The 16,051-nt window shown below is 71.1% G+C and carries 14 protein-coding genes; 3 read left to right on the top strand and 11 right to left on the bottom strand.

The window, feature by feature from the left end; translation table 11 throughout:
* Nucleotide 1 precedes the first annotated feature (1 nt).
* The 3 genes from KIP79_RS14915 to KIP79_RS14905 all read left to right on the top strand — a co-directional run bounded on the left by KIP79_RS14915 (nt 2) and on the right by KIP79_RS14905 (nt 3,962).
* A complete protein-coding gene (locus KIP79_RS14915) occupies nt 2-796 on the top strand; it encodes an enoyl-CoA hydratase/isomerase family protein (protein WP_214105388.1) in 795 nt (264 codons plus the stop codon).
* Nucleotides 793-1,545 (top strand): SDR family oxidoreductase, encoded by a 753-nt coding sequence (locus KIP79_RS14910; RefSeq protein WP_214105387.1) that lies wholly within the window; start codon nt 793-795, stop codon nt 1,543-1,545. The genes KIP79_RS14915 and KIP79_RS14910 overlap by 4 nt, the downstream gene beginning before the upstream one ends.
* 110 nt (nt 1,546-1,655) lie before the next feature.
* Nucleotides 1,656-3,962: a heavy metal translocating P-type ATPase gene (locus KIP79_RS14905; protein WP_214105386.1), complete on the top strand. Its 2,307-nt coding sequence runs from the start codon at nt 1,656-1,658 to the stop codon at nt 3,960-3,962.
* On the opposite strand, the gene KIP79_RS14900 is transcribed toward KIP79_RS14905, so the two are convergent.
* The 11 genes from KIP79_RS14900 to KIP79_RS14850 form a co-directional block, all read right to left on the bottom strand.
* Nucleotides 3,941-5,188 (bottom strand): alpha/beta hydrolase, encoded by a 1,248-nt coding sequence (locus KIP79_RS14900; protein ID WP_214105385.1) that lies wholly within the window; start codon nt 5,186-5,188, stop codon nt 3,941-3,943. The two genes, KIP79_RS14905 and KIP79_RS14900, sit on opposite strands and share 22 nt — an antisense overlap.
* 97 nt (nt 5,189-5,285) lie before the next feature.
* Nucleotides 5,286-6,755, bottom strand: coding sequence for an oxygenase MpaB family protein (locus tag KIP79_RS14895; RefSeq protein WP_214105384.1), 1,470 nt, complete (start codon nt 6,753-6,755; stop codon nt 5,286-5,288).
* The gene (uppS, locus tag KIP79_RS14890; protein WP_308169729.1) at nt 6,755-7,477 is read right to left on the bottom strand and encodes a polyprenyl diphosphate synthase; all 723 of its coding nucleotides are present in this window, start codon (nt 7,475-7,477) and stop codon (nt 6,755-6,757) included. Before uppS ends, KIP79_RS14895 begins: the two co-directional genes overlap by 1 nt.
* A gap of 684 nt (nt 7,478-8,161) precedes the next feature.
* Entirely contained in the window at nt 8,162-9,625 is a 1,464-nt protein-coding gene (locus KIP79_RS14885) for a benzaldehyde dehydrogenase (protein WP_214105383.1), read from the bottom strand.
* Between the two features lie 24 nt (nt 9,626-9,649).
* Nucleotides 9,650-10,765, bottom strand: a complete 1,116-nt coding sequence (locus tag KIP79_RS14880) for an NAD(P)-dependent alcohol dehydrogenase (protein ID WP_250213252.1) — start codon at nt 10,763-10,765, stop codon at nt 9,650-9,652.
* Between the two features lie 12 nt (nt 10,766-10,777).
* Nucleotides 10,778-11,179: an amidase family protein gene (locus KIP79_RS14875; protein WP_214105382.1), complete on the bottom strand. Its 402-nt coding sequence runs from the start codon at nt 11,177-11,179 to the stop codon at nt 10,778-10,780.
* A complete protein-coding gene (locus KIP79_RS14870) occupies nt 11,166-12,188 on the bottom strand; it encodes a branched-chain amino acid ABC transporter permease (protein ID WP_250213251.1) in 1,023 nt (340 codons plus the stop codon). Before KIP79_RS14870 ends, KIP79_RS14875 begins: the two co-directional genes overlap by 14 nt.
* A gap of 11 nt (nt 12,189-12,199) precedes the next feature.
* The gene (locus KIP79_RS14865) at nt 12,200-13,066 is read right to left on the bottom strand and encodes a branched-chain amino acid ABC transporter permease (RefSeq protein WP_214105380.1); all 867 of its coding nucleotides are present in this window, start codon (nt 13,064-13,066) and stop codon (nt 12,200-12,202) included.
* 1 nt (nt 13,067) lies between these two features.
* On the bottom strand, nt 13,068-13,796 hold the full coding sequence (locus KIP79_RS14860) for an ABC transporter ATP-binding protein (protein ID WP_214105379.1): 729 nt from the start codon (nt 13,794-13,796) through the stop codon (nt 13,068-13,070).
* On the bottom strand, nt 13,793-14,548 hold the full coding sequence (locus KIP79_RS14855; RefSeq protein ID WP_214105378.1) for an ABC transporter ATP-binding protein: 756 nt from the start codon (nt 14,546-14,548) through the stop codon (nt 13,793-13,795). Before KIP79_RS14855 ends, KIP79_RS14860 begins: the two co-directional genes overlap by 4 nt.
* Entirely contained in the window at nt 14,548-15,855 is a 1,308-nt protein-coding gene (locus KIP79_RS14850; protein ID WP_214105377.1) for an ABC transporter substrate-binding protein, read from the bottom strand. The genes KIP79_RS14855 and KIP79_RS14850 overlap by 1 nt, the downstream gene beginning before the upstream one ends.
* Between the last annotated feature and the right edge of the window lie 196 nt (nt 15,856-16,051).

Genomic DNA, 16,051 nt, shown 5'->3' with positions numbered 1-16,051 from the left:
CATGACGATGTGGAGCTGTGAGGACGGTGACGGCGTCGCCGTCCTCACCTACCGCAACCCGCCGCGCAACTTCCTCACCTTCGCCGCGCTGGAAGAGTTGGACGCGGAACTCACGCGGGTGGAGAACACGCCCGGCATCGGTGTCGTCGTGCTGACCAGTGGCGTCCCCGGATACTTCGTCGCGCACGCCGACCTGGACGAACTCGCCGAACTGTCCCGTGGGCCGGTGCCGCGGGCCAAGATCTGGTATACCGCGATGCGGCGCATTGAGCGGATCTCCCAGCCGGTGATCGCCGCGATCGACGGCCAGGCATGGGGTGGCGGCCTCGAACTGTCTCTGGCGTGCACGCTGCGATGGGCCTCGGCCTCCGCCCACTTCAGCCTGCTCGAAATCGCCCTCGGCATCATCCCCGGGGCGGGCGGCACCCAACGCCTGACCAGGCTGATCGGCCCCGGACGGGCCGCCGACGTCGTCCTGTCCTGCGACGTCCTCACCGCCGACCAGGCCAGGACGTACGGAATCGTCGAACGAGTCCTCCCCACCCCTGACTTCCAGGCGCAGACGCTGAGATTGGCCCGCCACCTGGCGTCCCGTCCCGCCGCCGCGCTCGCCGCCGCGAAACGTGCCCTGGTCGAGGGCTCCCGGCTGCCGCTCGCCGAAGGTCTCCGGCTGGAAGCCGCTCTCTTCGCGGAGAGACTGGCCGGTCCCGAATCCGCGAGGCTTCAGGAACAAGCGCGGCGCAGCTACGCCGATGCGGCGGACGGTGACCACATCACCTTCGCGGGCCGCTCATGAAGACCGCCCTCATCACCGGAGCAGGCCGGGGCATCGGCCGGGCCACCGCGTTCGCGCTCGCACGAGACGGTTACGCCGTCGCGGTCGGCTACCACCGGAACTCCGAGTCGGCCGCCGAAGTCGTCGACGTGATCAGCCGAAACGGCGGACACGCCGCCGCCTTCGCGCTGGATGTCGCGGACCGGGACCAGTGTGCGGAGTTCGTTCGCGCGGCAGGTGAACAGCTCGGCTCCGTCCGCGCGGTCATCTCGAACGCGACAGGCTTCGGCTCCGGCTCGCCGTCTCTGGGAAAGGCCCTCGAAACACCCTGGCACACCTATGAGCAGCAGTTCGTCACACGTGTCGGCTCCCTCCTCGCCCTGGTGGCGGCGGCACGCCCGCAACTGAACGGCGGCGGGCGCGTCGTGACGACCGTGAGCACCGGGACGAACAGGCACGTCCCCGGCTACGCGGCGATTGCCGCCGCCATGGCCGCGGCAGAAAGCCTCGTCCGCTACCTTGCCGTGGAACTCGGCCGCGATGGCATCACGGTCAACCTTGTGAGCGGCGGCGTGGTTGCGACGGACGCGCTCCGCGACATCAGCCCCGATCCGGAACGGCTCCTGGCCACCGCCGCGCGCGCCACGCCACTGGGTCGCGCCGGCACCCCCGAAGACCTGGCTGAGGTCATCGCGTTCCTGTGCGGCGAGGGAGCAAGCTGGATCACCGGACGCTCCATCACCACCGACGGAGGGAACTCCCTTCGCTGATCACGCAAAGACGGTGACCGCTGGCCTTCGAAACTCCTGACCGCTCGGTGGGTCCTTCGGCTCTACCGCCAGGTGACGTGGCGGGGTGGCATGGAGGTGGAGGTTGGGAAATGCTGCGTTCCTTTGGTGCTGTACTCGATCGATGGGGAGAGCGTGCGCTGCTGGCGGCGACCTGCGGCGCGCTGGTCGCCGGCGGCGTGGCCTGGCTGGCCGGGGCCCGGGGTGTCGCGGATGCCTGTTGGGCGGCGGGAACCCTTGTGGCGATCGTGCCCGCTGTGGCCTGGGTGGTCGCCAGCCTGCGTAAAGGGCGGGCGGGGGTCGATCTGATCGCGGTGCTGGCGTTGGGCGGCACCCTGGCGGTCGGGGAGTACCTGGCCGGCGCCCTGATCGGCGTGATGCTGGCCAGCGGGCGGGCGCTGGACGCGGCGGCCGAACGGCGGGCCTCCCGCGACCTGCGTGCCCTGCTCGAACGGGCGCCGCGCACGGCCCGCCGCAGGAACGGCGAGGAGGTGACCGTCGTCCCGCTGGCCGAGGTACGGGCCGGGGACGTCGTGGTGGTCGGCCCCGGCGAGGTGGTCCCGGTGGACGGCCGGGTGACGGCGGGCCCGGCCGTACTGGACGAGTCCGCGCTCACGGGAGAGTCCGCCCTGGTCGAACGGGGCAGGGGCGACCAGGTGCGCAGCGGCGTCGTCAACGCGGGAGGCGCGTTCGACCTGGCGGCCACCGCCACGGCCGAGGCCAGCACGTACGCGCAGATCGTCCGGCTGGCCGAGCAGGCGGGGGCGCGGCGGGCGCCGGTGGTGCGGCTGGCCGAACGGTACGCCGCCTGGTTCCTCCCGCTCTCGCTGGCCGTGGCCGGGGCCGCCTGGGCGCTGAGCGGTTCCGCCGTACGGGCGGTGGCGGTCCTGGTGGTGGCGACGCCGTGCCCGCTGCTGCTGGCCGCCCCTGTGGCGATCGTGTCGGGGCTGTCCCGGGCGGCCCGTCAGGGCGTCGTCGTCCGGGACGGCGGGGCGCTGGAACGCCTGGGCCGGGCCCGTACCCTGCTGATGGACAAGACCGGCACGTTGACCAGCGGCCGCCCGCGGGTCCTCCAGGTCGCCGCCGCGCCCGGCTGGACGCCCGCGCAGGTGCTCCGGCTGGCCGCCTCGGTGGACCAGGTGTCCGCGCACGTGCTGGCGGAGGCGATCGTCGCCGAGGCACGGGCCCGCGACCTGCCGCTGACGGTCCCCCGCGAGGTGACCGAGGAGCCCGGCCGGGGCGTCACCGGCATCGTCGGCGACCGGAAGGTCCGCCTCGGCAAACTCGTGGCACCGCCCGAGTCCGTCCCCGGCTGGGCCGGCGCGGCCGAGAACCGGGCCGTCCTGGACGGCGCCGCCGTCGCCTGGCTCACCGTCGACGACGTCCTGTGCGGGGCCGTTCTGCTGCGCGACCCGCTCCGTCACGACGCGCCCCGTACGCTCCGGCGGTTGCGCTCGGCGGGCATCGACCGCCTGCTGATGCTCACCGGCGACCGCGCCGAACCGGCCAGGGAGGTGGCCGCCGTGGTCGGCCTGGACGGCGTACGGGCCGAGCAGTCGCCCGCCGACAAGGTCGAGGCGGTCCGGGAGGAGACCGCCCGGGCGGTGACCGTCATGGTCGGCGACGGCATCAACGACGCCCCGGCGCTGGCGGCGGCCGACGTCGGGGTCGCGATGGGGGCGCGCGGCTCCACCGCCTCCTCCGAGGCCGCCGACGTGGTGCTGACCACGGACCGGGTGGACCGGCTCGCCGACGCCATGGAGATCGCGGTGCGCACCCGCCGGATCGCCGTGCAGTCCGCCGCGGGCGGCATGGCCATGTCGCTGGCGGCCATGGTGGCCGCCCTGCTCGGCTGGCTGCCTCCGGCGGCCGGGGCGCTGCTGCAGGAGGCCATCGACGTCGTGGTCATCCTGAACGCGCTCCGCGCCGTACTGCCCAGGGGTGGCGCCCGCCCGGCGCTGGAACCGGCCACCGAGGAGCTGATCCGCCGCTTCGCCGCCGAACACGACGACCTCGCCGACGTGCTGGACGCCGTACGGGACGCCGCGAGCCTGCTGTCCACCGAGCACGGGGCACGCGCGCTGAAGGCGGTACGGGATGTCGACCGGCTGCTCACCGAACGGCTGCTGCCGCACGAGCACGCCGAGGACCGCGAGCTCTACCCGGCCCTGGCCGAGGCACTCGGCGGGCGGGAGGCCACCGCGACCATGAGCAGGGCGCACACCGAGATCGACCGCCTGGCCTGGCGCATCGCCACCCACCTGCGGCTGGCCGACGCCGCCGGGGAACTGCGGCCCGACCAGCTCGACGACCTGCGGGCCTGCCTGTACGGCCTGCACACCGTGCTCCGCCTGCACTTCGTCCAGGAAGAGGAGAACTACTTCTCGCTGGCCCCCTGATTTGGCGCGAAGAGGGGCTGGCGGTCGAGGAAGGCCGCCGTGATGGTGCGTATCGCCTGGTTGGCCATGGTGTCGTACGTGAACGGAAAGTGGTTGATCACGGGCAGGCCGGCGACGGTCACGTCCACGCCCGCCTGGCGCGCCTGCTCGGCGAAGGCGAAGACGGCTTCGGAGGGGATGAAGCCGTCTTCCTCGGGCTCGATGATCAGGGTGGGGGGAGCATGTCCGGTCAGGTACGTCGCCGATGAGATGGCTGCGATACGGTCGGGGTGATCTTCCGGTGTGCCGCCGATGTAGTTGCCGATGAAGTGTTTCGGCTCGCTGCCGGGAATCGGCACGCCGTGGTCGTAGGCGTTCCGCGGATCGACCACCGGCACCGTGGCGACGACCGCCGCCGGGACGGGCACCTTGCCACCGCAGGAGGAGACGGCGCTGCCCTGCGCCGCCGAGTAGGCGAGGTTGATGGCGAGGTTACCCCCGGCCGATCCCCCCAGAACGGCGATTCTGCTCCCGTCACCGCCGAAGCGGCCCGCGTTGCGAGCGGTCCAGATCAGCGCGCACGCCACGTCCGCCGGCGACTCGTCCCAGGTGGCATGATCGTCGTCGGAAAGCCGGTAGTCCACACTGACGGCCAGCCAGCCGCGTTCGGCGTACCAGGCCGCCTCGGGCCCGAACGCCGCGGCCTGCTCGGTGCCGTTGCCGTTCTGGTCCATCCATCCGCCGCCATGGATATTGAAGATGACGGGCGCGGGTCCACCACCGGATTCCGGTTTCCAGACCGACACGGTGAGATCGCGGCCATCGGCCCGGTGGTAAATCTCCGTGACGTCCGGTGCGGGACTGGCAGCTGCCCCTGGGAACAACTCGGCAAACGGGTTAACCGACCCGCCCGCGGTGGCCGTAGCGATGGCGATGCGCACCACCTGGCCCACCGAGCCGGTGACCGCGACAAGGGCGACCACGACGATGGCGATCCGCGGTCGGCTCCACGGGCGCCGGACGGCCAGCGCGAGCAACAGCCCGACCACGGCGAGGACGACGAGCCGGGAGGCGGCGTTCGTCCACAGCATGCCGACGTACTCCTGGAGCAGGGAATGCCCCGGCAGCAGACTGATCGTCGTCGCGACCACCACCGTTGCCGTGACCCCGACACTCACACAGGCGAGGATCTTCCTGATCAACCAGCGCACCCGCTGTCCGAGTTCCACACCGGCGCCGCTGGTCACCGCATTGTCCCTTCTGAGGAGCCGACCACGGGGATCAAGGCTTTCATGTTCGACGTCGATGGGGTCCTGCTGGATTCGGCAGCGCCGCGGATGCTTCTCAGGGGTGGGCGAACAATCGATCGTGGGCGTCCGAGTGTCCGCGGCCGGCCATGAATTTCAGGAAGCGGCGGACGAACTCGGTACGGGTCAGTTGCTCGTCGTCGTCGCCGTCGCCTGTGTCGTGGTCGAATGCCGTGCGGAAGAGAGTTCGGTACTCTCCGCCGTCGATGAACTGGTTGCGGTCCTTGTCGGTGACGTCGAAGAGGACCTCGGCGACTCTGATGAGGGCGGAGCTGGTCATGGTGGCGGTCGCCGCGGCGTACTCGTGGCCGGTGACGCGGCCGTCGCCGTCGGTGTCCAGCTCCTGCTGCAGGTCCCGCCACCAGTCGGCGAAGGCGGTGAACAGGCGGTCCTCGTCCTCGGTGTCCAGGTCCAGACGGGTGGCGATCTCCCGGGCCATCGCGGCGAGGTCGGGCCAGTCCAGGAAGCCGTTGCCGGTCTGGTCCAGGACCTCCGAGAAGAACCGTGCGGCGGACCGTACCGTCGACTCGTCCGGGGTGGCCGTTCTCGGGGCGGGTGTGAGGAGGCGGAAAAGCGCCCCGGCCTTCGTCGCGCCGCGGCGCAGTCCTGCCAGCGCGTCGGCACCCGGTTGGGAGCCGGAGCTGGGGTCGATCATTGCCATGACCGTGTCCAGCCGTGTCCACGCCTCCGGCAGCAGCTGTGTCGCGAACCTGGTGGACAGGTAGGCGGCGTGGATCAACGTGCGTGCGCCGGGTAGTTCGGGCAGTCCCAGCCGTGCGCGGAGCGGCTCGGGCAGCGAGGCGACGGTGATCGCGATGGCCACGGGGCCGGCCAGTGCCCTACCCGCCGCCCACACGGCCGGGCTGTCCCGGAGCAATGGCGGCGCCGGTACCTGCGCGAACAGGCGATCGAGGATGACACGGACCGCTTCGGTGTTCTCCAGCCGCTCCTCGATCATGACTTCGTAGTAGCGCCAGAACTCCCGCAGGGTCGGCGGAAGTGTGCCTCCGTCGGGCTCCATCAGGGCGAGGAACGCCCGGAATTCGGAGTACAAACGCTCCAGGACGGGCCCGTCGAGGGACTCGCCGCTCAGTCGGCACATCGTGACCGTGGACTCGAACAGCGTCGCCACCACCCAGGCGCGGGTCTCGGGGTCCGCCGCGTTGAACGCGCGGCCTTCGGCGTCGGTGCCGGTGATGCGCTCGTGCAGGCGGTTGAGCCGGGCCGCCTCCCGCTGCCGTACCCGCTCATCGGGGTGGACCATTCGCTGCGAGCTGAGCACGGTGTTGCGGAGCCGGCGCCAGGGATGTGCGACGAAGGTCGAGTTGGTGATCAGCGCCGCGCCGATCTGCGGATGCGCGGCCTCCAGGACGATGGCCCTGGTCGCCACCAGCCCCCAGCGCGCCTGGTGGGTCAACTCGTGGAGCATCGATCCCGGGCCGAGTGGGGCGGCGGGGTCCGTGGGCGTGACGCCGTCCTCGGTCCCGGTGGGTGCTGAGTCGCGCATCAGGTTCCTTTCCCTCTCGCGGTCGGTACCGATACCTCGCCGAACCGGCGGTTCCGTCGCCGGTAGACGTCCAGGCACTGCCAGAAGTGCTCGGCGCGGAAGTCCGGCCAGAGCACGTCGGGGAAGATCCATTCGGCGTAGGCCACCTGCCAGAGCATGAAGTTGGAGATCCGCTGCTCCCCCGAGGTGCGGATGACCAGGTCCACCTCCGGCAGGTCGGGGTGGGGCAGGTGGCGGGCGAAACTCTCCTCGGTGACCTGCTCGGGCGGCACCCCGTCGCGGATCAGCGATCGAGCGGCCTCGACGATGTCACGGCGTCCGCCGTGGTCGAACGCGACCGTCAAGGTCATCCGCCTGTTGTCGCGGGTCAGCGTCATCAGGTCGGCGATGTCCCTGGCCAGCGGCGGCGGGATCCGGGGGTCGGTGACGCCCAGGAAGCGGCATCGGATTCCGCGTGCGTGCAGGGCCAGCGCGTGTTTCTTGATGGTTCGCCGTACCAGCCGCAGCAGGACGTCGACCTCGGCGGCCGGGCGCCGCCAGTTCTCCGTGGAGAACGCGTACAGACTCAGCCATCCGACGCCGGCGGTGTGGGCCGCCTCGATGACATCGATCACGGCGGCCTCGGCCGCATGATGCCCCGCGGTACGAGGCAGCGACCGCTGCGCGGCCCACCGGCCGTTCCCGTCCATGACGCACGCCACATGGTCCGGCAGACCTCTCACGTGGACCACCCGAAGGAGAAGAACAACACACCTCCACCATCCGCCGAGCCCTCAAGTGCCAACGGGAAACCACGACGCGCCTACCCGCACTCACCTGCCGCGCCAACCAATACCCCGTCATCGGTCAACTACACACAGTGAGCATGGCGGGCGCGCAGGGAAGGACGGTCACCACGCCGTCCTGTCCTGGAGCGAGATCGATCCGGGCCGACAGTCGCCTCTGGGATAGCGGTGTGGGTACGGCAGATCTCCCCCTGGTAGATCAGTTCGACGTGCCGGAGCAAGGCCCGGCTTCAGTTCCGGCGTCATCCTGGTCGGCGAATATTCGAACGAAGAGATATCCGAGATCAGCGTGGCAGGCCCGGTGTTCCGTCGCGGTGTAATATTCCATTTCTCGGACAGTTCGAAGATCAAGTTCGTTTGTGCCCTACGGGCGGCTGGGCGGACCGGGGGACCTGATCGCGGCCTTCAAACGCATCTAGACTGTGCCTTGTTCGGTGATGCCGTCCTGATGTGGTCTGGTTGATCGTTTAGGCGGGGTTGTTGCGCATAGAGGCTTTTCTGGGAGAACTCGATGGTGGTTCTCAAGGTGTTTCTCGTTCATCGCGTCGAGTTCGCTGATCGGCACGAGTTCTCAAGCGCGGCCGGCTCGGGGCCAGCCGGCCGCGCGTGGTGCGGAAGTCGTCAGAAGGGATAGCGCGCGGGCTCGCCGCGCATGGTGATCCAGCGGGTCTCGGTGAAGGCCTCGATGTTCGCCGCGGCGCCGCCGAACCGGGACCCGGTGCCGGAGGCCCGTACGCCGCCGAACGGGGCGTTGGCCTCGTCGTTCACGGTCTGGTCGTTGATGTGCACGATGCCGGTGGGGATGCGTTCCGCGACGGCGAGCCCGTGCATCACGTCACGGGTCACGATGCCCAGCGACAGCCCGTACTCGCTCGCCGCGGCCAGCTCGGCGGCCTCCTCGGCCGAGGACACCCGGGTGACCGGCGCGACGGGACCGAACACCTCCTCGGCGAAGGCGGGCGCGCTGAGGGGGGCGTCGGCCAGCACGGTCGGCCGGTAGAAGAGCTCGTCGTAGGTTCCGCCGGACGCCAGTGTCGCGCCCTGCGCCACGCTCGCCGTGACCATGCGGTGGATCTTGTCGCGCTGCCGCGCGTCGATGACCGGCCCAAGCGCGACCGCGCCGGACTTCGGGTCGCCCACCGGGAGCCCGCCGGCCTTCTCCGCGAGCCGTGCCACGAAGTCGTCGTACAGCCGCGCGGAGACCAGGTGGCGCCCGGTCGTCATGCAGATCTGCCCCTGGTGGAAGAACGACCCCCAGGCGGCCAGGTTCACCGCCGCGTCCACGTCGGCGTCGTCGAGCACCAGCAGCGCGGAGTTCCCGCCGAGTTCCAGATGGGCCCGCTTCAGGTGCCGCCCCGCCAGCTCCCCGATACGGCGGCCCACGGGGGTCGAGCCGGTGAACGAGATGACCCGGATGTTCGGGTCGGTGACCAGGGCCTCGCCGACGTCGGCGCCTCCGGGCAGCATCTGCAGCACGCCGGGCGGCAGGCCGGCCTCCTCGAACACGCGCGCCATCAGTGTGCCGCCGGTGACGGCGGTGCGCGGGTCCGGCTTGAGGATGACGGCGTTGCCGAGGGCGAGCGCCGGGGCGACCGACCGGATGCCGAGGATGATCGGCACGTTGAACGGTGAGATCACCGCGACCACGCCCGCCGGGATCCGCCGCGCCAGGGACAGCCGCGGCTGCTCCGACGGCAGGATCTCGCCGATCGCCCGGCTCGGCAGCGAGGCCGCCTCGTAGCACTCCTCCGCCGCCACGTGCAGCGCGAACCCGGCCATCCCCGGGACCGCGCCGACCTCACGGACGTTCCAGCCGCTGATCTCCTCGGCGTGCTGTCCCCACAGGTCTCCGGCCCTGCGCAGCACGGCCGCGCGCGCGGGGTGCGGCAGCGCCGCCCACTCCCGCTGGGCCCTGGCGGCCGTCTCCCCCGCCTCGGCGACGTCCTCGGGGGTCGCCAGCCCCATCCGGCCGAGTTCCGCACCGGTGGCCGGTTCGACGACCGGGTAGTCGCCTCCCCGCCCGGCGGTCCACACGCCGTTCTTGAAGATGTTCCCCTGCCAGTCGGCGCTGTCGAGAAGTCCCACAGCGGGTGTCCTTTCCTGTTGTCCTCAATGGCTCATACGCAGGACGGGCTTGAGCACGTCACCCTGACGGCTGTCCCTCAGTGCCTTGTCGATGTCGGCCAGGTCGTAGAAGCGCACCAGCCGGTCGAACGGGAAGCGTCCCTGGCGGTGCAGTTCGACGAGGGCGCCGATGAGCGCCTGGCTGCGGCCGCTGCCGCCGAGGGTGCCGACGATCCGCTTGCCCCACAGCGTCGACAGGTGGTCGAGGCCGAACTCCGCGCCCGCCGGCGCGCCGCCGATGAGGACGCAGGTCCCGAGCATCCCCACGCTGTCGGCCGCCTGGCGTACGACGGTGATGACGCCGGTGCACTCCAGGGCGTAGTCGGCCGGTCCGCCGCATATCCGGTGCACCTCCGCCACGGGGTCGGCCTCGCGGACGTCGACGGTGTGGGTGGCGCCGAACTCCGCGGCCAGGGTGAGGCGGGCCGGGTGCCGGTCGACCGCGATGATCGTCGTGGCCGGGGAGAGCCGGGCGGCCAGCACCGCGGCCAGTCCGACCGCGCCCACGCCGTACACCACGAGGCTGGATCCCGGGCCGGGCTTCAGCGTGTTGAACACCGCCCCCGCGCCCGTGGAGATGCCGCAGGCGAGCGGGCCGAGCAGGTCGAGCGGCGCGTCCCCGGGGACCACGACCAGGGCGTCGGCCCAGGTGAGCGAGTAGGTCGCGAACGACGACTGGCCGAAGAAGTGGCTGTGCACCGGTGTTCCGCCGGGGCGGCGCAGGGCGCTCTGCCCGGCGCGCGGGCCGAGCAGCCGTCCGCCCCCGCACAGGGCCTCGCCGAGGCGGGCGCAGTAGCGCGGTTCGCCGTCGCGGCAGTTGCGGCAGGCGCCGCACGACGGCCAGCCGATCACCACGTGGTCGCCCGGCCGTACCCGGGTGACGCCGTCGCCCACGGCCACGACCTCCCCGGCTCCCTCGTGGCCGAGCACGCCGGGGAACGGCATCGGCAGGTCGCCGTGCCGGGTGATCTCGTCGGTGTGGCAGATTCCCGACGCGACGATCTTCACCAATGCCTCCCCCGGCCCGGGCTCGTCGAGGTCGAGTTCTTCAAGGCGGAACGGCCCGTGGATCTCGTCGACGACGGCGGCGGTCACCTTCATGGTGTTCCTTCCTCAAAGACGGGAGAAGGCAGTGACGGGGTCAGCCGCTCGACCATGCGGCCCACGTGCAGGACGACCTCGTCGCGCATCGCGGCGCCCGGCGCCGGCGCCGGCCGTGTCGGAGCCGAGCGCGCCCAGGCAGCTGCCCGCGGCGACGGAGGCCGCCGAGCCGCCGGAGGAGCCACCGGGGATGCGCCCCCGGCGGTACGGATTGTGGGTGGGGCCGTGGCGTTCCCTGCGGCCCAGCTCGGCGGCCCGCGCCCTGGCCTGGCCTGCCGTCACCGTCGCGTACGCGTTGAGGTACGGCTCGGTGGCCTCGATCCTGGTCAGCAGGTGCTCGGTCAGCTCCGCGGGCGACAGTTCACCACGGGCGAGGGCGGCCGAGGCGGCCGTCGCCGTGTCAAGAGACGACATCGCTGTCACGCTTCTGGACGAAGTAGCCGACGGGGAACAGACTCAGCCCGGTCCTGTCGCGCACCAGACCCCACAACCCCCGCGGCAGCCGGAGTGCCGCCGCGATGCCGATGGCGCCCAGGAGCACCAGGTACCAGGAGCCGTAGTCGGACAGCAGCTGCTGCAGCCCGAAGAAGACGACCGCGCCGATCAGGGGACCCTCGATGGAGCCGATGCCGCCGATGACGACAATGAAGATCATGTACGCCGACCACTGCACGCTGAAGATGGCGTCGGGGTTGACGCTGAGCGAGCTCACCGTGATGACCCCGCCGGCCGCGCCGCAGCCGACCGCCGAGACGAGGTAGACGACCTGCTTGGCCCGCCGTACGTCGATCCCGGCGGAGCTCGCGGCGGTCTCCTCGTCCCGCACGGCCATGAGCGACAGGCCGAGCCTGCCCCGCAGCAGCAGGTAGCATCCGGCGATCGTGGCCAGCGCCAGAGCGAGCGCGACCCAGTAGGTCAGCGCCCCGCGCAGGACCTGGTCGATGCCGGACAGCCCGGTCAGGCCCTTGCCGCTGCCGCCGCCGAGGCTGTCCACCCGTACGACCAGGAGCCGGTAGACCTCGGCGATCACCCAGGTCCCCACGGCGAAATAGTCGCCGCGCAGCCGGAAGGCCGGCCACGAGGTCGGCAGCGCGAAGACCGCGCAGGTGAGCGCGGCCAACGGCACCGCGAGGTACGGCTGCACGCCCAGGTCGGCGAGCGCGATGACGCTGTAGGCGCCGATGCCGATGTAGGCCTGCTGCCCGACCGAGACCAGCCCGCCGAACCCGGCGAGCAGGTTCCACATGCTCGCCAGCGCGACCAGCACGAACAGGTTGACGAGGGTGTCGGTGACCGTGCTGAACACCAGGAACGGGAGCGCCGTGAGGACCGCGACGGCGATCAGCAGCGCGACGGCAGACAGTTTGGACGAGCGGGCGGCGCGGGTCACGTCCACCGCCGCCGTCGCGCGTGTGGTCAGCATCTGGGAGATGGTCATGTGGTCCGTCCCGCGAGCAGGCCCTGCGGCCGGAAGGCCAGCACGGCGAGGAAGACGAGGTGGCCGGCGAGCAGGGTCAGCGCGGGGTCGATCTGCGCCCCCACGGACTGGGTGACGCCGAGGACGACGCCGCCGAGCAGGGTCCCCCACAGCGACCCGAGGCCGCCGATGACGACCGCCTCGAACGCGAAGATCAGCCGCGAGGGACCGATCGCGGGGTCGAACGACGAGCGGATCGCGAACATCAGTCCGGCCAGCGCGACGGTGGCGAACGCGATGGCGGTCGCGATGCCGTAGACGTGCCGGCTGTCGGCGCCCACCAGGTTCGCGGTCTCCCGGTCGTCGGAGGAGGCGCGCAGCATCCGGCCGAGGCCGGTGCGCGACAGGAACAGCTGGATGCCGGTCAGGGCCAGGCAGGCCAGCAGGAACGTCGTCAGCGAGAGATAGCCGACGGAGATCGTGCCGTTGAGCTCGAAGGAGCCCGTGGCGAAGGAACCTCCGTCGAGGGTGCGGGTATCCGCGGAGAAGATCTCCAGCAGGACGTTCTGGAGCACGATGGACAGGCCGAAGGTGACCAGCAGCGTCGCCAGCGGCCCGGCGGACAGGCTGCGTTGCAGCAGCGCCCGCTGGGTCAGGTACCCGAGCACGGCGAACAGCGGGACGGTCACCACCAGCACCACCCACAGCGGCAGCCCGGTGCCGCTGACCAGGGCCAGCGCCAGGAACGAGGCGACCACCGCGAGGTCGCCGTGCGCGAGGTTCACGATCCGCATGACGCCGAACATCAGCGACAGCCCGGTCGCGAACAGCGCGTAGAGCCCGCCGAGCAGCAGCCCTTGGACGACGGCGTTGAGCCAGCCCATGTCAGTCTCGTCCCTTTCCTGCGGTTTCGGCGCCGATGCCGAAGTACGCCTGCTCGACCTGCTCGGCGGTCAGATCCTGAGGCCGTCCGTGCAGGACGGAGCGGCCTTCGAGCAGGCAGTGCACCCTGTCCGCCACCCGCAGGGCCTGCGAGACGTCCTGCTCGACGATCAGCGCGGTGGCGCCGGTGGCCACGATGTCCGGAAGCACCTGGTAGATGCGGCCTACGATCACCGGTGCCAGGCCCAGCGACAGCTCGTCGATGAGCAGCAGATCGGGGTTGGACAGCAGCGCCCTGCCGATGGCCACCGACTGCTGCTCGCCGCCCGACAACTGCGCGGCCCGCTGCCTGCGCCGATCGGCCATCCAGGGGAACAACTCATAGACCCGGGCCAGACTCCAGGGCCCGGGACGCCTGCGGTACGCGCCGGTCAGCAGGTTCTCCTCCACCGTGAGGGAGGAGAACAGCCGCCGCCCCTCCGGCACCAGGGCGATCCCCTCCGACACCCGCATGTAGGCGGGGAAGCGGGTGATGTCGCGGCCCTTGAGGTGGACGCTCCCCGACGTCGGCGGGTTGAGCCCGGCCAGGGCGCGCAGCAGCGTGGACTTGCCCGCGCCGTTGGCGCCGATGATCGCGAGCACCTCGCCCTCGGCCAGGTCCAGGCTGAGGCCGTCCACGGCGCGGAGCTGGCCGTGGTGCACGGTGAGGTCGCGGATCGACAGCAGCGTCATGAGCCCTCCTCGTCGAGCAGGCCGGTCTCCGGGCCGCCGCCCAGGTAGAGCTCGCGTACCTTCGGGTCGGCGAGCACCGCGATCGGCTCGCCGTCCGCGACCACGTCGCCGCCGGCCAGGCAGACCATCCGGCCGACCGTTCGCACCAGCGCGTGCACGACGTGCTCGATCCAGACGATGCCGAGGCCCTCGGCGTGCAGCCGTCGCACCACCTCGACCAGTTCGAGCACCTCCGGCTCGGTCAGCCCGCCGGCGACCTCGTCCAGCAGCAGCAGCCGGGGTGCGGTGCCGATGGCGCGGGCCACCTCCAGGCGCTTGCGCTGGAGCAGGGTGAGCCGTCCCGCGGGGGTGTTGGCGAGGGCGGCCAGGCCGGTGCCGTCGAGCACGTCCATGCTGTGCGTCCAGGCCTGCCTGCCCTTGAGCCCGGCGCCCTGGTGGGCGCACACCAGCACGTTCTCGAACACGGTCAGGTGCTCGAAGGGGCGGGGCACCTGGTAGGTACGGCCGACGCCGGCCCGGGTGCGGGCGTGCGCCGGGACGGCGGTGACCTCCCGCCCCGCCAGCCACACCGCGCCGCTGTCGGGGCGCAGGTCACCGGAGATCATGGCGAACAGGCTGGACTTGCCGGCTCCGTTCGGGCCCACGATCCCGAGCGCCTCCCCCGGCTGGACAGAAAGCGTCAGCTCCCTGGCGACGGTCACCTTGCCGAAGCTCTTGGTGACGCCGTCCAGGTGCAGCAGTGGCGGGGCCATCAGGCGTTGGTGGGCTTCAGGTCGCCGCCGACGGGGACGTCCTTGTTGGCGGTGTTGTCGACGATGACGACGTCCCAGGGGAAGCGCTCGCCCTGACGCCACTGACCGCCGACCGGGTGCTGGATGGCGATGCCCGGCTGCGGGCCCGCGGTGAAGTCGAGGTTCCCGCTCATGCAGTTGATCTTCATGCCGCGCAGCTTGGCGGCCACCTCGTCGCGGTCCTTGGGGTCGCCCGCGTCCTTGAAGGCCTGGACCGCGATCTCGAACAGCGAGTAGACCGAGCCGAGGGCCTGGGTCCACTGCTTGCCGGTGTCGGCGGCGAAGTCGTCGGCGAGTTGCTTGGCGCTCTTGCCGTCCAGGGTGGAGGTGTAGGGGTGGGCGGGGCTCCACCAGAAGTCGGTGGCGATGTTGTCGGCGAGCCGACCGAGGGCCTCGGCCTCCGAGGGGAACAGCATGACCTTCGCGACGGTGGCCAGCTTCGGCCGGAAGCCCTGCTGCTGCGCCTGCTTCCAGAAGGTCTGGAAGTCCGGGGGGATCGGGGTGCAGGTGAACAGCTCGGCGTCCGACTCCTTGAACTTCGCGATCTGCGCGGTGAAGTCGGTCGCGCCGTCCTGATAGGCGCCGCCGTCGACCACGGTGTAGCCGGACTTCTCCATCATCGGGCCGAGCCCCTGGCGGAAGGCGTTGGCGTCGGTGTCGTTGGGCCACAGGGAGGCCACGTTCTTGTTGGCGACCTCCATGCGCTCCCACATGGGGAAGAAGCAGTCGGCGAACTCCTGCATGCCGAAGAAGAACAGCGTCGTGTACTTGAAGCCCTCGCCCGGCTTGCCGCCCCGGCCGTGGAACCACGCCTCCCAGGGAGCGATCGTGGTGACGTTGGGGATGCCGTTGGCCTCGCACTGGTCGGCCACGGGGTTGGTGGTGTCGGGCGTGGAGGAGCCGACGATGAGGTCGACCCTGTCGCTGTTGATCAGCTGCCGGGTGACCTCGGTGGCGCGGTTGGGGTTGGACTGGGTGTCCTTGACGACGATCTCGATCGTGCGCTTCTTGCCGCCGGAGGTGAACCCGTTCCGCAACGCCTCCTGGATCTGCTTGACCACGAAGTTGTCGGCGGTGGCGAAGCCGGCCAGCGGGCCCGTCTGGGGGCTGACGTATCCGATTTTGAGCACGTCGGACGAGGAGGCGCCCGTGCCCTTCAGCCCGCCGCACGCGCTCACCAGCGAGCCGCCGCCGAGGGCCGCGGCACCGAGTCCGACCGCCCTGAGGAAGGAACGGCGGCCCATGCCGTCCATAAAGGTGTCGCTCACGCCAAACTCCTTCTTCGACGGTGTCCGAGCGGAGGCGCTCTTGGCGGACACCGCCTTGCTCTGTGTTGCCTTGGGGGGAACTCGTTCGGCCACCTCGTGGCCGGGAGATGGCACTTGGGTCCGGGTGGCGGAAAGTTGAGCCGACCGTACGGTCCCGTTAACACCAGAGCAACACTCTGTTCCAGAAGTTCGAACG

The organism is Acrocarpospora catenulata, from assembly GCF_018476525.1.
GTDB classification, from domain to species: domain Bacteria; phylum Actinomycetota; class Actinomycetes; order Streptosporangiales; family Streptosporangiaceae; genus Acrocarpospora; species Acrocarpospora catenulata.
This window is presented reverse-complemented; position numbering and strand designations above follow the sequence as displayed.

Coding starts and splice junctions, on each gene's coding strand:
- KIP79_RS14915 (WP_214105388.1), top strand. CDS start 2: ATGACGATGTGGAGCTGTGAGGACGGTGACGGCGTCGCCGTCCTCACC.
- KIP79_RS14910 (WP_214105387.1), top strand. CDS start 793: ATGAAGACCGCCCTCATCACCGGAGCAGGCCGGGGCATCGGCCGGGCC.
- KIP79_RS14905 (WP_214105386.1), top strand. CDS start 1,656: ATGCTGCGTTCCTTTGGTGCTGTACTCGATCGATGGGGAGAGCGTGCG.
- KIP79_RS14895 (WP_214105384.1), bottom strand. CDS start 6,755: ATGCGCGACTCAGCACCCACCGGGACCGAGGACGGCGTCACGCCCACG.
- KIP79_RS14880 (WP_250213252.1), bottom strand. CDS start 10,765: ATGAAGGTGACCGCCGCCGTCGTCGACGAGATCCACGGGCCGTTCCGC.
- KIP79_RS14875 (WP_214105382.1), bottom strand. CDS start 11,179: ATGTCGTCTCTTGACACGGCGACGGCCGCCTCGGCCGCCCTCGCCCGT.
- KIP79_RS14870 (WP_250213251.1), bottom strand. CDS start 12,188: ATGCTGACCACACGCGCGACGGCGGCGGTGGACGTGACCCGCGCCGCC.
- KIP79_RS14865 (WP_214105380.1), bottom strand. CDS start 13,066: ATGGGCTGGCTCAACGCCGTCGTCCAAGGGCTGCTGCTCGGCGGGCTC.
- KIP79_RS14860 (WP_214105379.1), bottom strand. CDS start 13,796: ATGACGCTGCTGTCGATCCGCGACCTCACCGTGCACCACGGCCAGCTC.
- KIP79_RS14855 (WP_214105378.1), bottom strand. CDS start 14,548: ATGGCCCCGCCACTGCTGCACCTGGACGGCGTCACCAAGAGCTTCGGC.